At 42.8% G+C, this 16,624-nt stretch carries 10 protein-coding genes; 2 read left to right on the top strand and 8 right to left on the bottom strand.

Annotation, left to right across the window (positions count from 1 at the left end; all coding sequences use genetic code 11):
* Positions 1-82 precede the first annotated feature (82 nt).
* Positions 83-1,723: a MutS-related protein gene (locus CPG39_RS03325; RefSeq protein ID WP_231990379.1), complete on the top strand. Its 1,641-nt coding sequence runs from the start codon at positions 83-85 to the stop codon at positions 1,721-1,723.
* A gap of 182 nt (positions 1,724-1,905) precedes the next feature.
* On the opposite strand, the gene CPG39_RS03320 is transcribed toward CPG39_RS03325, so the two are convergent.
* Together CPG39_RS03320 and CPG39_RS03315 are read right to left on the bottom strand one after the other, a co-directional pair.
* Positions 1,906-5,022 carry a hypothetical protein gene (locus tag CPG39_RS03320; protein WP_096292020.1) on the bottom strand — a complete coding sequence of 1,039 codons (3,117 nt, stop codon included), beginning with the start codon at positions 5,020-5,022 and terminating at the stop codon, positions 1,906-1,908.
* Between the two features lie 103 nt (positions 5,023-5,125).
* Entirely contained in the window at positions 5,126-6,481 is a 1,356-nt protein-coding gene (locus tag CPG39_RS03315; protein WP_096292019.1) for a porin, read from the bottom strand.
* Between the two features lie 179 nt (positions 6,482-6,660).
* Between CPG39_RS03315 and CPG39_RS03310 the strand changes: the two genes are divergently transcribed.
* A complete protein-coding gene (locus CPG39_RS03310) occupies positions 6,661-7,062 on the top strand; it encodes a hypothetical protein (RefSeq protein WP_096292018.1) in 402 nt (133 codons plus the stop codon).
* Between the two features lie 50 nt (positions 7,063-7,112).
* On the opposite strand, the gene CPG39_RS03305 is transcribed toward CPG39_RS03310, so the two are convergent.
* The 6 genes from CPG39_RS03305 to CPG39_RS03275 all read right to left on the bottom strand — a co-directional run bounded on the left by CPG39_RS03305 (position 7,113) and on the right by CPG39_RS03275 (position 16,426).
* Positions 7,113-8,489, bottom strand: a complete 1,377-nt coding sequence (locus CPG39_RS03305) for a porin (RefSeq protein WP_096292017.1) — start codon at positions 8,487-8,489, stop codon at positions 7,113-7,115.
* 131 nt (positions 8,490-8,620) lie between these two features.
* Entirely contained in the window at positions 8,621-9,088 is a 468-nt protein-coding gene (locus CPG39_RS03300) for a hypothetical protein (RefSeq protein WP_096292016.1), read from the bottom strand.
* 126 nt (positions 9,089-9,214) lie between these two features.
* Positions 9,215-9,871 carry a response regulator gene (locus CPG39_RS03295; RefSeq protein WP_096292015.1) on the bottom strand — a complete coding sequence of 219 codons (657 nt, stop codon included), beginning with the start codon at positions 9,869-9,871 and terminating at the stop codon, positions 9,215-9,217.
* A gap of 1 nt (position 9,872) precedes the next feature.
* Entirely contained in the window at positions 9,873-12,314 is a 2,442-nt protein-coding gene (locus CPG39_RS03290) for a sensor histidine kinase (protein ID WP_231990378.1), read from the bottom strand.
* Positions 12,315-12,739: 425 nt separating this feature from the next.
* Positions 12,740-14,953 (bottom strand): primosomal protein N', encoded by a 2,214-nt coding sequence (locus CPG39_RS03280; RefSeq protein ID WP_096292013.1) that lies wholly within the window; start codon positions 14,951-14,953, stop codon positions 12,740-12,742.
* 57 nt (positions 14,954-15,010) lie between these two features.
* A complete protein-coding gene (locus CPG39_RS03275) occupies positions 15,011-16,426 on the bottom strand; it encodes an adhesin (protein ID WP_096292012.1) in 1,416 nt (471 codons plus the stop codon).
* Positions 16,427-16,624 lie beyond the last annotated feature (198 nt).

The following is a 16,624-nucleotide window of genomic DNA, read 5'->3' as shown; positions in this document are numbered from 1 at the left end:
AATATGCGTATTTTACACGTTCAGGCAGCCTTGCTTGCTGGCAACCCATAAAAACCGAAAAAACCTTAAACAAACTTTCCATATGATTGATATTTGGCGCAAGAAATTTATCTTATCCGATTCCGAACAACCTACAACGATGGAGACTCTCCGTCCCGCCGAAAACGACTATGAAGCGCTGGATGCGAAAACCTTTGAAGCGATTGAAGCAGAGACCTTGTTTCATACGATCAATCAAACCCAAACTGAAGCCGGTCGAATGACGCTGTATCGTTCCATTGCCCGCCCGAATCAGAATGTGGGAATACTGCAGCAGAAACAGATGGCATTGCTTGAGATGGAATCGGATCCGCAATTGTTTGATGCAATCACGAAATTTGTGAGCAAAGCGGCTTCCGGAGAAAAATCATTGAAATATCTGTTATATGGCGAATTTGTTGGCGGTCTCACAACCGAAGATCCAAGCAGCCGTACCGATAAACTGGAATTCGGTGGTTATGGTTATCGGCAATACGTAGACGGCACCGAATTTGCTGTGGATTTGGTTGAAGGCGCTGCACAAGTTCCACAGCCACAGTCTGCTTATTTGCGCACGCTGTTGGATGCTTTTCGTGATTTCTGCCAATCACGCACCTACGCATTGATGAAAGGCCCGGTTTATGTTTCCGGCAGCAAGTTTAAAAGCAAAAAAGAAAAATCGGCCTTCGATCTGTTTTCGCGCTTCAGGCCCACCTTATTTAAACTCATCCCGATAGCGATTTTCTTTGCCGCTTCGTACGGTATTCTGTTTTTCTTTGAAAACTTCATGCCGCAGTTCAATGTGTCTTACATCGGTTATGGCATTTTGGCGCTCACCGTCCCGGTGTTTCCGATTCTGTTGCTGGCGATGGGCGTATCCGATCGCGATTCGATCATTTACCCCTTGCGCAAGCAATTCCGCGAAAGCCCTGAATTAGCCAAAGTGGTCGAGGCACTTGGCATGCTGGATGAATTGTTGTCTTTTCACCGCTATGGTCAATCGATTATCGGTGACAAAGTATTGCCGCAGATTCTTGATGAGAAGCAGCACCGCCTAACTGTAAGTCAAGCCCGGAATCCGCTACTGATACGGTCAATTCCGGATTATGTGCCGAACGATATCCACCTCGATCGGGCAGGGCGCGTGTTGATCATCACTGGCCCGAATAGCGGCGGAAAAACAGCGTATTGCAAGACCGTGGTGCAAATTCAACTACTCGGGCAAATCGGTTGCTACATTCCCGCTATGCAAGGGCAACTGGTTCCGGCCGAACGTCTCTATTATCAGGTTCCTGACCCCGGCCAGCTCAGTGCCGCAATGGGGCGCTTCGGCCATGAATTGCAGCGCACCAAGGAGATTTTCTTTAATGCCACTCCACTCAGTCTGGTGGTACTGGATGAATTATCCGAAGGCACGACGTTTGAAGAAAAAATGACCATCTCGGAATATATCCTGAAAGGATTCCATAAACTCGGTGCCAGCACTTTGCTGGTCACGCACAATCACGAACTGTGCGAACTGCTGCAAAAAGACAATATTGGCCGCTACCTGCAAGTCGAATTCATGCCGCAAGGTCCGACACACCGCCTGATTGAAGGCATTTCCAAAGTAAGCCACGCAGATCGTGTCGCCAGTGCGATTGGGTTTAGTCAGAGGGATGTGGAAGCGCATTTGGAACGACAGGGTGGAAATCATGAAAGCTGAAATGATTGGTCGAAGATAAAGCTGCACAAGAATTCTACGGTGTCAAGCTCAAACAGTCTGTTACAGTGATGTATGAGGAATGCCATTTCGATCTGAAAGGGCTGTTTCAATCCAAAGAAACTTGAGATCGCATGCTTAAGGAGAGAGTAGCAACATGAAAAGATGATCCTATGCGTATTTTATTAACCAAAAATCTTTAAGAATTCTCCCGCAAGAATACCAATAAACGCCAAAATCAGTAATAGCGCTCTCATCACAGGTTGTTCTAACATGGGCTGGAAAACGCCGCTTTTAATGTTACTTATTTTTTCAATGGTTGCATCAATATCCGCTGCTTGATTCTTGAATTTTATTTTCAAATTTTCTGCACTTCTAATAACTGAAAACTTGAGCTTTTCTGCTTCGGAGCGGATCATAAAACCTGTAAAAATGAGCAGGGATATGCTTACCCCGAAGCTGATTGCTTTGCTATAAGGAAAATCCTGATTATCAAAATAAGATATTCTGGCCAATAGCATCAATATAATACAAATCAAGGGATAATAAATCAGACCGTCCACTACGCGCGTTCTTCCGGCTACCAGAGTGATGATTTCTTCAAGTTTCTTATGAGGCGCAGTGAGATTGGCATATTTCATCCTTGCTAATTCTTTTTGGGCTTTATCACAAATATCAGGTTCCTTTATCCGTGTTAAGTAAACATCTTCAACGATCAGAGGATGTTGTATGCGCAGCTTTCTAATAAAATAGTAATTAAGTCTGTAAGTATCCAGCACAACAAACGTCAGAAGCATGATAACGATGAAACTGGCTATGCCTATAAACCAATCTAAATAAAAAGCAAAATTGCCCCGAGCCGACTGAGGCCAGGAAGGCACTAAATAAAAAAGAATGGTTTCAATTAATGCAAATACTAACCACATCAGAGTGATGCGGATAAGGTACGGTTTCCAGTGGCCAAGTCTATTGTATTCATTCCATATCTGTTCTAATTTAATGAGCTTAGGAACTTTAGGATTATTAAGATAACACTCAGCTTTATCATTCCAATGTGTGATTGCTATTAAGTAGGATTTAAAGAATTTATATTCTAACGCTATATATATGACTATAAGCACTGCTAGAACAGTGGCGCAAGCCCAAAAATCTAAATAACCATCAGGTTTAAAATCGTTTGACGCATAAATCCATATACTCAAAATTAATGTTACAACGGTAATAAATATAAAGAAGTACCATTCAGTGTCTGTACGTTGTTCTTTGTTGTTTAAATTACTTTTTAAACTAAATTTAGATTGTAGATACTCAAAGTTTCTTTTAAGCATGCTTTCTGATTTAAAGTATGCGCTGTAATAAAAATACAGCGCTAAGGCGATCGCAATGATTTGAATAAATACTGCAGGCCATAAACTAATACCTTCGGTGAAACTCAGCGGCTCTTCATTTTTCTCAATGGCTTGATAATAAATAATAAAGATTACGCTAGCAGAAACTGCTATATAACTACATAATTTAAAAGAGTTAGGTCGAAATCCATAAAGTAAGATGATTAAAGCCAAGGTTATACCAGACAATAACCAAAACTGATGCTTATTTTGATTTTGGCTAAACATTTCCTGCGATAGAATTTCTTTAATTCTCTCAGCCTTATCAGATGATTGAGGCAAATGTACATAGTTATTCCGACCAATTTCAAAAAGTACCGGTGAGGAATATGCGATGCTTGATTTCTCTATTAATTGTGTCACGTTATAAAAAATCTCTGTTTGCTGGCTATCACGAAAAGCAGAAAAAGAACTTTGTTTATTTTGAGGAAGCTGCAAACCAAAAGATGAAGCAACAATCAAATTTCTGGTCCAGCGAAAATATTGCGGATGTAGCATTCTTGCATCCAGATCAGTAGTTAAAATTAGAATATTTGGCATCTCTGACCTCAGTGCCTGAAGAATGAGCAGCTTGTCATAATAATCGCTGCCAAAAATAACTACCGCTTTTATTCCACCAACACGTTTTTCAATATCGATGGTTTTATGGCTATTATTAATTTGCGCTGCTATACGCTGCAGATAATCAAATTGTGCCGGACCGAAGGATGGGTTACGAATATCCACAGATGATAAATATCCATCTTCATTCCATTTTTTGGGCTTGCGATTTTCTTCTTTTTCTAATCGATACTGATAGGCATCCAACCCTTTATAATAAGAAAATCTTTTAACTGAATTTAATGCATGATCGCTCTTATGACATTCATCAACTGAGCTTTGACTATTTAATATTTTGCATTGGAATTTATTTGAAAATGTCTCTGACAATTCGCGTATATATTGCGTATCCTGTTCAACAATAATAGCTATCTCAGATAAATCTTTAATTCTTCGATACCTAACGAGTTCCTCGGTTAGTTTTTCAACTAATTCTTTTGAATGTTCTGAATGCTGTGGAAGAAATTTTAAAGGTCGTACAATTTTTTCCGGATAACTATCTGACGTTGCATCAATGACGTTTTTATCCGATTCATTGCATTCTTGATTACTACCTGGGTCGTTCCAGCAATACTCTGAGTAACTCCAATCAAAAAGATATAAATTATTCTTAATATGGGCGAAATCTTCATTCTCATGAATTAGAGATATTAGAAATTCGTGAGCATTATCAGGGGAATCATTAGCTTCATTTTTTGGGGTAAGGAGAGTTTTACCATTGAAAACATTATTATCTAACCATAATAAAATGACATCGGGTTTCTCATTTTCCTCATTCGGGTTTTGCGTGAAATTAAAATATTCCCAGCTTATATTATATTTTTTATCCTGAGCGCCCTGGGTCTTCGGATCATCAATCCTGCAATAATGCAATTGATGAGTTCCTTCTGATGGGCTATAGCCAGCTTCGATGAGTCCTGCAATTTTTGCATAACGATGCCGGAGGCGAGTTTCTTTATTATCAGTGGTATTAGGGCTAGTCTCCAATAAGGCAGCCAATATCTCAACAGGCTTACCTTTATTTTTTTTCTGGCTTTCTATCTTTTTTCTTAGTTGCTTGCAATCTTGATCATAAGGATTTCTCTGGTTTCTGTCCTCGCTCGGTTTGAAAGTTTTTCCAAAAGGATCTTCCCACAGCCAGCTCTTGTAGGCATGGTCTATTATGTTTAGCTCTAAAAGTTCTTTTGAGACAGGGTCAGCGGGGCGGGAACTCTTGATAGGATTGTCATGCCAGATCAAGAATCCAAATAGAATAAGTATAGCCAGTCCGGCAAACGCTAAATCCGGTTCTTTATCTCTCTGCGGAAGTATCATGAGGTTACTCCCCATGCTGTGTTCTTTTTAAAAGATCAGGTTACTTTATATCCGCCCCCCGAGTCAATAATCCTATTTAGTAGTATCCAATTATCCTCAATGCCTAAAAAGGCAGCAAAAAATCGAGTGAGAACAGGATTTGGTCCTTGTTGCCGTCAAACGGTCGGTATGCGTTGGTTTTATACGCATCGACCCTGTCATAACGAATGTTCGGGCGGATAGTGAGTTTTTTCAGCGCATTCCAGGTCAGCTTAAGCGTTTTGGCGGCTTTCCAATTTAAACCAACTGTCATGGAATAATAGTCGGCCGGGGTAATGGTGACGGTATTGAGATTTCCGGCATAACTGACGGGGATGCCATTCACGACATTGGTGGCAGCGGCGATACGGAATGGGGAGGGGTTACGAAAACCGTCTTCGTCACGATACCATTCACCCCGGGCGCCAATGGATACATTATCGGTCAAATCATAATATAAATGTATGAGCGCGCTAAACCATTCGGCATCCTTGATTACATTGGTATATTTCAGATTATTCAGCAATACGCCTCCGGCATGGCCATAAACCTGGTGTAAAACCAGCAAGGTTTTGGGAGTGATTCTGTGCTTGAACACGATATTGTAGAACCCCCAAATCTCACTGCTGCGCGCGGAAGTTTCGCCATAGGTTCCGGAAAGATGAAATGAAGTGGTTTGATTATCGCTGGTCCAGGTGAATCCTCCCAATCCGCTCCAATTACTGAGATGCCTATTCCAGCCTGCATCCCACCCACCTGTTGCGCTGCCTGTCAGTGGGCCCCCCATAATTTGCCAGTTTGGATTGACATAATACGTGGCGAGCATCCCCGTATGCGTGAAAGGTTCGCCGACGTTCAACGTATATGCTCGTGTATAGAAAAAATTGTCAGGTGCTGGAACAGTTTCGAAGCCGGTCGGCGTATAGAAGTGGCCTAATTTTATGTTCAACCCATTACCGGCAGGGACATAGGCTTCCAGATAGGTTTGCGGCAGAGCGATGCCGTAGGTACGCGTAGAATTGCAGCATAGATTGAGATCCCACTCATTTCTTTTGAGTGGTGTTCCGTCATTGACATCGAAGGCTGGTACGCCAAATGCCTGAGTGAAAATGGCATCGGTTCCAAACATGAAATCGAAACGCCCGCCAAAATCCCATGTTTTTCCTTCGGAAACAACCGAGCGCCGCATAAACAGATTAAATTGATTCAATTGGAACCGATTGGCCTGGTCGGCAAAAATAACCGGGCCATTAAATCCCCCGGATTGACTGGGATTGAGTGTTGCGCCGCCATGGATCCAGCCGCCGAATTCCAATTTGCGCTGGGTAAGATACTTTTTGAAACTGTTGGCGCAAAGATTATCAGAATATATTGAGCAAAAAAGAATGCCGCTTGTCAGGGCACATATCAGCCATCCTGAGTATTTCAAGCCATGTTTCATTTCAAGATATCTTTTAAATTAGCTTATTAGCGGTGAGATTGAATTTGCCGTGAGCTCTGGAAAGGTATTGTTTTCACTAAGGTTAATGGTTTCCATTAATGAAAAACAAGGGTTTTCCCAATATACACGGAGTGCTGATCAAACTAAGATGGTGCCATAAGTTAGAGGAGGTATTCATTATGAAAACATTAAAATTATCAGTAGGAATATTAACGCTGATTATTCTGAGCGCGTGTGCTCAAATGAATGCGTCACTGATTGCGCCAAAAGGTATTGCAAATAATGATCACGAAGCTTTGGTTCATTATTATGAAACAGTAGCTGAAGAAGCGAGATCAAATCTGCAGAAAAATAAAAGGATCCTGGCGGCATACGAAGCGCGTCCATACTATTATGGAAGAAGAGGCCTGGATTTGCAGTCACATACTTCCGCGAATATTCGCGCTCATGAAAAGACATTGCAAGAGAGTCTGAGATTTGCCGAATTTCATAAAAGAATGGCGACGAAACAACGCGATGATTCAATTAATAAAGCCAAGGTCAGGTCGGGCCCAAAGCTTGCGCTGGATGATCTGGAATAATTGTTTTTTCCGATGATATTTGCATTTTATCCTTTTTATGATGTGTGTCCCTAAAATGGGATTACGAAATCGAGTGAGAACAGAATTTGATCTTTATTGCCGGCAAAGGGTCGATAAGCGGTTGTATGCAAAGCATCGACCCTGTCATAGCGAATATTGGGACGAATATTGAGCTTCTTTAACGCCTCCGATCGAAGTTTCAATGTTTTTGCGGCTTTCCAGTTTAAACCGATGGTTGCAGCATAATAATCGGCCGGGGTAATAGTGACACTGCTGATATTCCCCGCATAACTGCTAGCCACGCCGTTTACGATATTGGTTGCCGCAGCAACTCGGAAAGGAGAGGGATTGCGGAATCCATCCCGGTCACGGAACCATTCTCCACGTACACCAATCGATAAATTCTCAGTAAGATCATGGTATAGGTGTGTTACAAAACCAATCCATTCAGCATTTTTCACTACATTCGTGTATTTCAAATTATTTAATAAAACGCCACCGGCGTAACCATGAACATGATGCAGTACCAGCAGCGTTTTGGGATTTATTTTGTGTTGAAATACTATATTGTACATTCCCCATGACTCGTCACTGCGGGTTGAAATTTTGCCATAAGTGCCGGTAACATTGAGCGAGGTGGCTTGATTATCGCTAGTCCAGGTAATACCCGCAATACCTCCCCAATTACCTAATTGTTTATCCCACCCGCTATCCCAACCACCTGTTGCACTGCCGGTAACGGCACTTCCTGAAATGGACCAATTGCTGTTGACGATATAGTTGGCTTGGAGACCGGTATGAGTGAAGGGCTCTCCGGCATTGAAGGAGTAGGCACGGGTATAGAAAAAATTATCCGGTGCTGGGATGGTTTCAAAACCGGTCGGTGAGTAAAAATGCCCTGCTTTTAGATTGATTCCGTTTTTTCCTATGGGTACATGTACTTCCAAGTAAGCTTGGGGAAGTGCGATGCCATAAGTGCGCGTTGAAGAGCAGCATAGATTGAGATCCCAGTTATTGCGATTGAGAGGCTCTCCGGAATTCACATCGAAAGTTGGTACACCAAAGGCTTGTGTGAAGATCGCATCGGTTCCAAATAAAAAGTCAAAACGTCCGCCAATATCCCATTTTCTGGTTTCGGATATTACCGGACGTTGCAGAAACAAATTGAATTGATTTAATTGAAATCGATTGGCTTGATCAGCAAAAGCAACAGGGCCATTATAACCGCCCGATTGACTCGGGTTTAAAGTCGCGCCGCCGTGAATCCAACCACCGAGTTCTATACGGCTATCTTTAAAATGTTTTTTTAAATTATTGGCGTAAGGAGTAGGGGTATATGAAAAGAAAAGAAACGTACTTCCTAAAGTAAAAACAAGTAATAACCTTTTTAGGAAGTTATTTTTAGAGTGATGGCACGATTCATTCATACATACAAATATAAATTGCCAAAGGCACGGGGAATGTACCGTAACATTCCCCGTGCCTTTGGCATTCTTAAAGGCGATATTAGTTCATAGGTCTAATTATAAAAGTATTCGCCCAATATCAAAACGATATTTTAATTCTTTTTCAAGTTCTCAGGTTCATTGAGTCTGGCTTTAATTTTAAGATTACCTGCTTGTTCCGGTCTGTCAACAGACTTTGCATATTCATTTCTTTGAAGTTCTGCAACGATCTTGCGATGATAACCTGCATGATTAATGGCTTCTGATGCTTCCTGCTCATAGTAACGGATATTTGCCAGTGTGTGTGACCTATAATCCTGCCCACGCCTGCCATAGTGTTGACTATGATTTTCATATTCTTCCAGTAACTTTCTTTTTTCTTCAGCTTTTACGGTCATTTCATTGGCCAGCTTATCGTAGTAATTAATCAGATTTTCGTGATCATTGACTGTTTTGGCTTCCGACACATTTTTTCTGCTGTCTACACTTTGTGCTTCCATTGGGCTCAACTGCGCACAGGCAACTAATATAGAAAGCATCGGTAAAACTGCAAGATATTTTCCAAATTTGATATTATTCATAATATTAAAACTCCCAAATGGATTGACACATGTGCGTATCCTACGAGAATCAATACTGAAATGATATTGGGGAATCCATTGTTTTGAGGTAAGGGAAACCCCTAGATCAAATCGAGCAGTGTGTGTTCAGGGTTCCTCAGAAATCCAACGTGTGGCGTAGCGGATTAAGTCAGCACCATCTTTTAAATGCAGTTTGACCCGGATATTGAAACGATGCGTTTCAATTGTTTTGATGCTGCGGCACAGCAATTTTGCAATTTCTTGACTGCTATGCCCCTGTCCGATCAGGTGGAGTACTTCAAATTCGCTCGGGGTAAGCGTGTTAATGAGCTGTTCGGGTTCGGAGTGACCCGATGCAATACGTTTCAATAACTTCTCGTGCATTTGCTTACTTAAATAAACGTTACCCTTGAGTACTTCATGAATCGCCGCCAGCAATATTTCGCCCGGTTCTTGTTTCATTACATAGCCCCGCGCACCGGCACGTAAAGCGCGCTCTGCATACACTGATTCATCATGCATGGAAACAAATAAGACCGGAAGAGTAGGTATCAGTGCATGCATACTTTTAATCACTTCGAAACCGGATACGGTTTTAAGTGTGACATCCAATAAAACAATATCAACAGGTTCATTTTTCTTCAGTATTGCCAATGCCTCGTTGCCATCACCGGCTTCGGCAATTACTTCCATATCGGATTCCATGTTGATCATCATCGCCATGCCGTGCCTCAACATGGCATGGTCATCCACTAACATTACTTTTATTTTATTTGTAGACATTTCAGGCCATCCGCATTTCTAAACGTACTTCCGTGCCACCTTCGGGGCGCTGGAGAAAATCCAATTTTGCACCCAATTGTTTGGCACGATATTGCATTATTTTTATACCCATTCCAGAGGATGTTTGCGAGGTTTCACTTGTTTCAATAAATCCGCTACCATCATCGGAAATTGATAAACACAATAATTCTTCATTTGAAGATAAAGATATAGTGATGTGTTGTGCTTTACCATGGCGAATTGCATTGTTGGCGGCTTCCTGGGCAATTCGATACAGATTAAGTGCTAAAGTATCATCATGAATAGTAATGTTGTTTTTTGATGAAAACACACAAGATATGCTGTAAGTCGTTGCTACTCTATTTGCTAGCGCTTGTAATGCGGCAATCACGCCATTGGCTTCAATTTCAAACGGAAGCAGCCCTTGCGCCAGTTGCTTGATGTGTATTACTGAGATTTGCGCTTGTGATGCAATTGAGGCGGCAACTGTCGCCATGCTGATGTTTCCTGCGGCAATGATTTGCTTCTCCAGTGCTCTGGCTTGATAGCCGATAGCGGCTATTTGTTGTCCTAGATTATCGTGCAACTCCTGTCCGATGGTATGTGCCTGTTCTTCAGCTACGAATACCAGCGCTTGTTCCAATCGTTTGCGCTCCAGCCAGCTTTCCAAGTCGCTGGCGATCGCGTTAACGAGTTTCTGCTCTTCCACCACCATATGAGGGTGATCTGCCGGGTAATAAACTCGTATTTGACCGCACACTTTGCCATTAACACGAATCATGGAACAGCAAGTACACGCAGGATCTCGTTCTGTGCGCCAATAACTAGTTTTTCGGTGAGTGATTTTGGCTTTTGACTGTAATCGATGTCCGGCTTCCGGGTCAAATTTACCGACGGTAAATCTCCAACCGTTGAGTTCGATTACTGCACTTGCAATTTCGGGAAATTGCATAGCCGGTAGCAGATGTTCAAAAATATTCTGACAAACGTTGTCTATCGATGATTCCATGCCAATGCCGCGGCGAATTTCATACAGGCATGTAATCTCTTTTAGGCGCTCATGTAATAACTCATCGACTTGCTTACGTTCCAACCATCGCGCCAGGTCACTGGTAATCGCATCGATAAGCTTTTGCTCTTCCAGAACCAGAAAAGGCTTATCTTGAGGATAAAAAACGCTTAATTGGCCGCGTATCCTGCCATTGACGCTGATTCTGGAGCTTAATCCGTGCGTCATGTCTTGAGATGAAGACGTAGAAGAAATGCGCTCTCCATCGAGTTCTATGATTACCGAAGCATGTTCCGGATATTGCATGGCGGGTATCAGATGTGCAATGATCTGTTGACAAGCTTTGTCGACGGATAAATCCGACCCAATGCTGCGGCGAATTTCGTACAGGCAGGTGATTTCTTTCAGGCGTTCGCGTAACTCAATTTCCTTATGGCTTAGTTCGATGGAAATCTGTTCTGCGGTTTCTTTGGCATCGCGTGACTCTCTTTCGGATTTGATTAGCTTGCGGACAAACCAATTTAATAACAATATTTCAGCAATAATCAATCCAGCGAGATAAAGTACGATGATTATTAATTGATCATTAACCGGATTGAATAATTCCTCCTGATCCAACTTCAGAACCATCCCTAAACCAATACCATGAAGCGGCGCATATGCTTCAATTACCGGTATTTGACGATAATCCTTTACCGCAATGACACCGCTTGTGCCATTGAGCGCAAGACTTATTGGCAATATTCCTCCTTCTCTTGCATATCGCAGATGGGTAAATTTTACACCGTCAATTTGACTGATCAAACAAGCCATTGCTTGTGTATCGATAGCCGGAGGGGCGCACAATATGAATTCTCCGGTTTTGCCAATGGATCTGATCTCACTGAATCTGCGAGTTACTTGTGGTAGTTTGGTTTCTGTCACAATTCTGCCAATATGGCGTTTTTCTGGATCTGCAATATCGACCTGAGTGCGCAAAATAAATTGCTTATCCCATATGAGGAATGTGTCATGATATTCCGGCAAAGGTATTGATTGAGTTATATTTTCAGAAAAATGGCCAATTTGGGATAGCTTATTGCCCTTTGCATCATAAATAACTACGGCAGAAAAACCTACCTCTAGGAGTGAATTGACATTTCGCTCAAGATCGCGTGATGCACTTTTATTTTCTGGTTGTGTATTGAGATCCTGTATGGATTGGATCAAGAATGGACGGAGAGCTAAAGCGCGTGTATCCCCCATGCTTTTTTGAATTTGATTTTCTACCAGAAGCGCCTTGCCTTGCAACGCAACACGTAAGCCTATGCCCAGTACGGATTCAATCTGTTGCCGCATTGCGCTGTAAACAGCGATCCCGGTTGATAATGTTAATCCCAGCAGGAGTAGGCCGCCAATAATACTAATCTTGTGATCATCACGTGTAAAAAGCAATCTATCCTCCTCGATAGGGTTATCGGTCTATGGCTTTTGCTGATTAAAATTGTGCAGAATACTCCTGCAACCAAATCGGAGTCAGTATGCCATACTTAATTGAGGCGGATAAAAGTACAGATTCTGGATTAATAGAGATAAATAATATTTGCCGGGCCTTCATAGTGTATCCGCAGGTTCGTGAGATTATTTTTTCAGTGCCAGCCAAATTTCTCGAATGCAATGTGAAGTTTACTGAAATACCATTCAGCTTCGCAAGTCGTCATTTTATGGAGCTGCACAATGACAGTTGCCCAATGACAGTTGCCATTTCTAAGTGGCATTAAGTGCTGTCTGATTTTCTGTTATTAACATATTGCCAGAGTCGGAGCGTATGAGTGTCGGAATATTTCATCCGGACTTACTAAAGATAAATTTGTTATAAATCAAAATTCAATTGGATCGACATCCAGCACCCAGCGCACTTTGCGAGTAGATAATGTATTTATTTGCATATACCATTCAGCGAGAAATGTCTGTAATTGTTTGCGTGAAGTCGATTGTACGAGTAAATATGCGCGTTCCATTCCTTTTAAACGCAACAGTTGAGCAGGCACTGGATCATACAGTTCTATCGCTTGAGTTGGCTTGGCCAAGTGCGCAGCTTGTTTTAGAAAATTAAGCACAATTTTAATGCTATGGGCTTCGGCACGCAAAAGTGCTTGATGTACATAAGGTGGAAATCCGGCTATTTTTCTTTCTGTTAGCAAAGTCTGCGCCAGGGTTTCATAATCGTGTTGCTGCAACGCATGATATAGAGGATGATCGGGAAATTCAGTTTGAATTAACACATGCCCAGCAACATTGGCGCGGCCTGCACGACCCGAAACTTGCATGAGTTGTGCAAATAGACGTTCACTGGCACGAAAGTCCGTACTGTAGAGCGAGGTGTCGGCATTCAAAATGCCAACCAGGGACAAATTAGGGAAATCATGTCCCTTAGCTAACAGTTGAGTACCAATCAGAATATCTACTTGCTGGGTATGAATGGCATGCAAAATTTCTTTCCAGGCATTCTTGCGTCGTGTGCTGTCGCGGTCGATGCGCAAAATTCGCGCTACTGGAAAATGTGCACGCAGCGTTTCTTCCACACGTTGCGTGCCTTGACCAAACGGTGCGATATCCTGATTGCCGCATTGCGGACAAGCACGCGGGAAATTTTCTTCATGACCGCAATGGTGGCAGCATAATTTTTTATCGCGCAAATGCACCACAAGGCGAGTGGAGCAGCGTTGGCAGAGTGCGCACCAGGTGCAGGATTTACATAGCAGTACTGGTGCATAGCCGCGCCGGTTGATAAAAATCAGGCTTTGGTGTTTGTTTGCCAAGCATTTTTCCAACGCCTTGAGTAATGGTTGGGACAATCCATCCTGTGACTTATGAATACGTGTATCAATATACTGAATCGAAGGCAGCCTGGCATTTTGTATTGCGCGAGAAGTCAAGTGAATATATTGGTAGCGGCCATTGATGGCATTGAAATAACTTTCCAGGGATGGTGTAGCGGAGCCCAACACTACGGGAATATTTATTTCCCGTGCGCGAAAGATCGCCAAGTCACGTGCAGAATAGCGTAATCCGTCTTGTTGTTTGAATGAACTGTCGTGTTCTTCATCGACGATGATCAGACCCAGGTTGGACAATGGTGTGAAAATTGCCAGGCGCGTGCCTAGAATAATTTTGGCTTCACCGCGCTGGGCTTGCAGCCAGCCGGTTAACCGTTGCGTATCGTTGAGTCCGCTGTGCAGATTGATTAATGAAGCGGTATGAAAGCGTGCACGAAAAACAGCTTCCAGCTGAGGGGTTAAATTGATTTCTGGAATCAGTACCAGTGCCTGTTTACCATGTGACAAAGCCGATTCGATAAGACGCAAATATATCTCGGTCTTGCCGCTGCCGGTTATTCCATGCAGCAACCAGGTGTTGAATCGTTTCAGTCCAGCCGTCACGATTGTTACAGCTTTGGCCTGGTCAGCTGTCAGGGTGGGAATGTGCGTAGCTTTGGATGAGGATGTCTCGATTGTCGGTTTTTCGACGACCCAACCGAGTCGCTTCCATTCAATCAGTAAGTTAATGGCGCGCGGTGAAATTTGTTTGATTTGTTGAGCAGTCAGTAAGGTTGTATTTTGAAATTCCGTCAGCAAGCGTCGCGCCACGCGATTGCGCGCAGGAATCGTGGTGATATCGATCCGCTTGCCTGAATCCGTGAGAAGCAAGGGGTGTTGTGCGGAATCTTTCAGTTTAACCGGCTTATTATTGCGCAGCAGTACGGGCAAACTGTTCATGATGACCATGCCGAGCGGGTGATGATAATATTGGCTGCAGAATTGGAACAAATCCACCAATGCGGGTGGGAGCGAATTAATTTCCCGGAAAATGCAATAAACGGATTTAAGCTTCTCGATCGGAACCTGAGTTTCCTTCCCGATTGCCATAATAATGCCTGTGAGCTTTTTTTTACCAAAGGGTACACAGACACGCCGACCAATATCGTGCGAGCTGGCATCTTCGGCTTGATAATCAAACAGAGTGTCGACAGGAACGCTAAGGGCGACCCGAATAATGACCATAAGGCCGGAATTATCGCGACTGAAAGACATTACGCACCGGATTCTGAATCAATTCCGGTGCGTAACTGCCTCGAATGAAGTAAAAAATTATTTTGAAACGCGATACAGTGTAATGGGTGCTTCGCCGGATTTTTCTAATTTTGCCGTTGTTCCATCGGAACTGATCGCGAAGTTTGTGCTGCCTTCCACATCGGAAAATCCAACACAACCATTTGTATTATAAGTATAACCTGACAAGCTGAGTTTGTTGTTTCCCTTGTCATAAGCATAGGATGCAAATTCGATACCCGGTTTTCCGCATTTCGCTTGATCTTCACGCTGTGCTTCGCCGGTGGGGTCGAGCATCAGGAATTTACCGTTTGGAAAAAATACCAGCGTTTGGGTTTTGATGGCATTCTCATCGTAAGCCCAGGCTCCGATAATTCCGGTTGCATCGTTATCAATTTTTGCGAAGCGTATCTCCTTAACTTCTTTTTCTGCAACTTCATTTTCGTTGCTGAGTTCGATTGGTTTGGCAATATGGAAGAGTTCGCCAAATACACTGGTTTTTTCCCGTTCTCTTTGTACTGTCACGATGTCCGAATAAATCAATTCAAAACCGTCGGTACGTACCCTGCGAGTTGGGCCCGGATCAGATAAACCGGCTTTGATGTTGGTATCGATAGTGGGTTTTCCAACCAGCTTGAATCCACGATTGTCAAAATCAATTGCATTGGCAATACCTGCTTCGACACCTGCCTGAAATATGGTGCGTCCACCGCAGACGCGATTTTCATCACAGGAATCATCCGGTCTGGCTTCGGCGTGCAAATATTCCCCGCTATTATCAGCAGCGACTCGCAGTACGCTGGCAGTTTGATTGGTATAGCTTACCCAGATTTGTGCGCTGAGCAGTGCGACACCCTGCGACATGAAGTGATCGCGAGCCTCCTCGGGAGTTCTGGCTTCCCCTTCGATATTTCCAGCTTCCATGATACTTTTTAAATTAGCTGTTTCAGCAAATGTTTGCGGATTGCTGTCGAGATTTATGGATCCATTCACAGCGGCGGCTGTCTCGCGTGAAATGGAAATGCCATTGGATAAATCGCTATCGGAATCAAGTGATTGCAATAAGATTAATAAATTTTGTAATTTGTTGTTGCTTTCTCCTGCCAGTTCAATCGGCGTTACAATTTGTGAACCCTGAATATTTCCCAGTGTCAAACCGCCCAATTTGAATTCGATTTTGTCGCCATGGTTGAAGTTAAAGTTACCTTTCTCATCAGTTGTGCCCGATTTTCCTGAAGAAGCGTTGTAGGTAACTCCGGAGACGGGAGAATCAACTAATATACCGACTGCTGAGCCCGTGGGCATATTTCTTTTGGTAGTGGATGCAGAGGATGACGATGCAGATGTTGTGGCAGTGTTCTCATTACTGCTGTCACAAGCGGCAAGCCCAGCAATAAACACTGTGGACAATAAAATTATCCATGAATTCTTTTTAAACAGGTGTGTGGATTTCATTAAGAGGCTCTCTTTTTGATTAATTAAAAAATTCAATCTTGTACAATTTACACTTTGTGATTGTCACAGCAAAAAGCGGATGCTGATATTCTACTATTAAGATTGCTATTATAGCCAAGCAATCGTTTTTTCGTTTCTTACTTGCATAATCGGGTTTCAAATTTTTGTCTTTTCGTGTATTTTCGCCGCTAATTTTTT

It is taken from the genome of Nitrosomonas ureae (assembly GCF_900206265.1).
In the GTDB taxonomy this organism is placed as follows: Bacteria; Pseudomonadota; Gammaproteobacteria; order Burkholderiales; family Nitrosomonadaceae; genus Nitrosomonas; species Nitrosomonas ureae_C.
The sequence above is the reverse complement of the archived record's forward strand: the minus strand, read 5'-3'. Positions and strand labels throughout refer to the sequence as shown.

What these genes read in the sequence shown, in the direction of transcription:
- CPG39_RS03275 (WP_096292012.1), bottom strand. Translation starts at nt 16,426, where the DNA reads ATGAAATCCACACACCTGTTTAAAAAGAATTCATGGATAATTTTATTG.
- CPG39_RS03320 (WP_096292020.1), bottom strand. Translation starts at nt 5,022, where the DNA reads ATGATACTTCCGCAGAGAGATAAAGAACCGGATTTAGCGTTTGCCGGA.
- CPG39_RS03325 (WP_231990379.1), top strand. Translation starts at nt 83, where the DNA reads ATGATTGATATTTGGCGCAAGAAATTTATCTTATCCGATTCCGAACAA.
- CPG39_RS03310 (WP_096292018.1), top strand. Translation starts at nt 6,661, where the DNA reads ATGAAAACATTAAAATTATCAGTAGGAATATTAACGCTGATTATTCTG.
- CPG39_RS03280 (WP_096292013.1), bottom strand. Translation starts at nt 14,953, where the DNA reads ATGTCTTTCAGTCGCGATAATTCCGGCCTTATGGTCATTATTCGGGTC.
- CPG39_RS03295 (WP_096292015.1), bottom strand. Translation starts at nt 9,871, where the DNA reads ATGTCTACAAATAAAATAAAAGTAATGTTAGTGGATGACCATGCCATG.
- CPG39_RS03305 (WP_096292017.1), bottom strand. Translation starts at nt 8,489, where the DNA reads ATGAATGAATCGTGCCATCACTCTAAAAATAACTTCCTAAAAAGGTTA.
- CPG39_RS03300 (WP_096292016.1), bottom strand. Translation starts at nt 9,088, where the DNA reads ATGAATAATATCAAATTTGGAAAATATCTTGCAGTTTTACCGATGCTT.
- CPG39_RS03315 (WP_096292019.1), bottom strand. Translation starts at nt 6,481, where the DNA reads ATGAAACATGGCTTGAAATACTCAGGATGGCTGATATGTGCCCTGACA.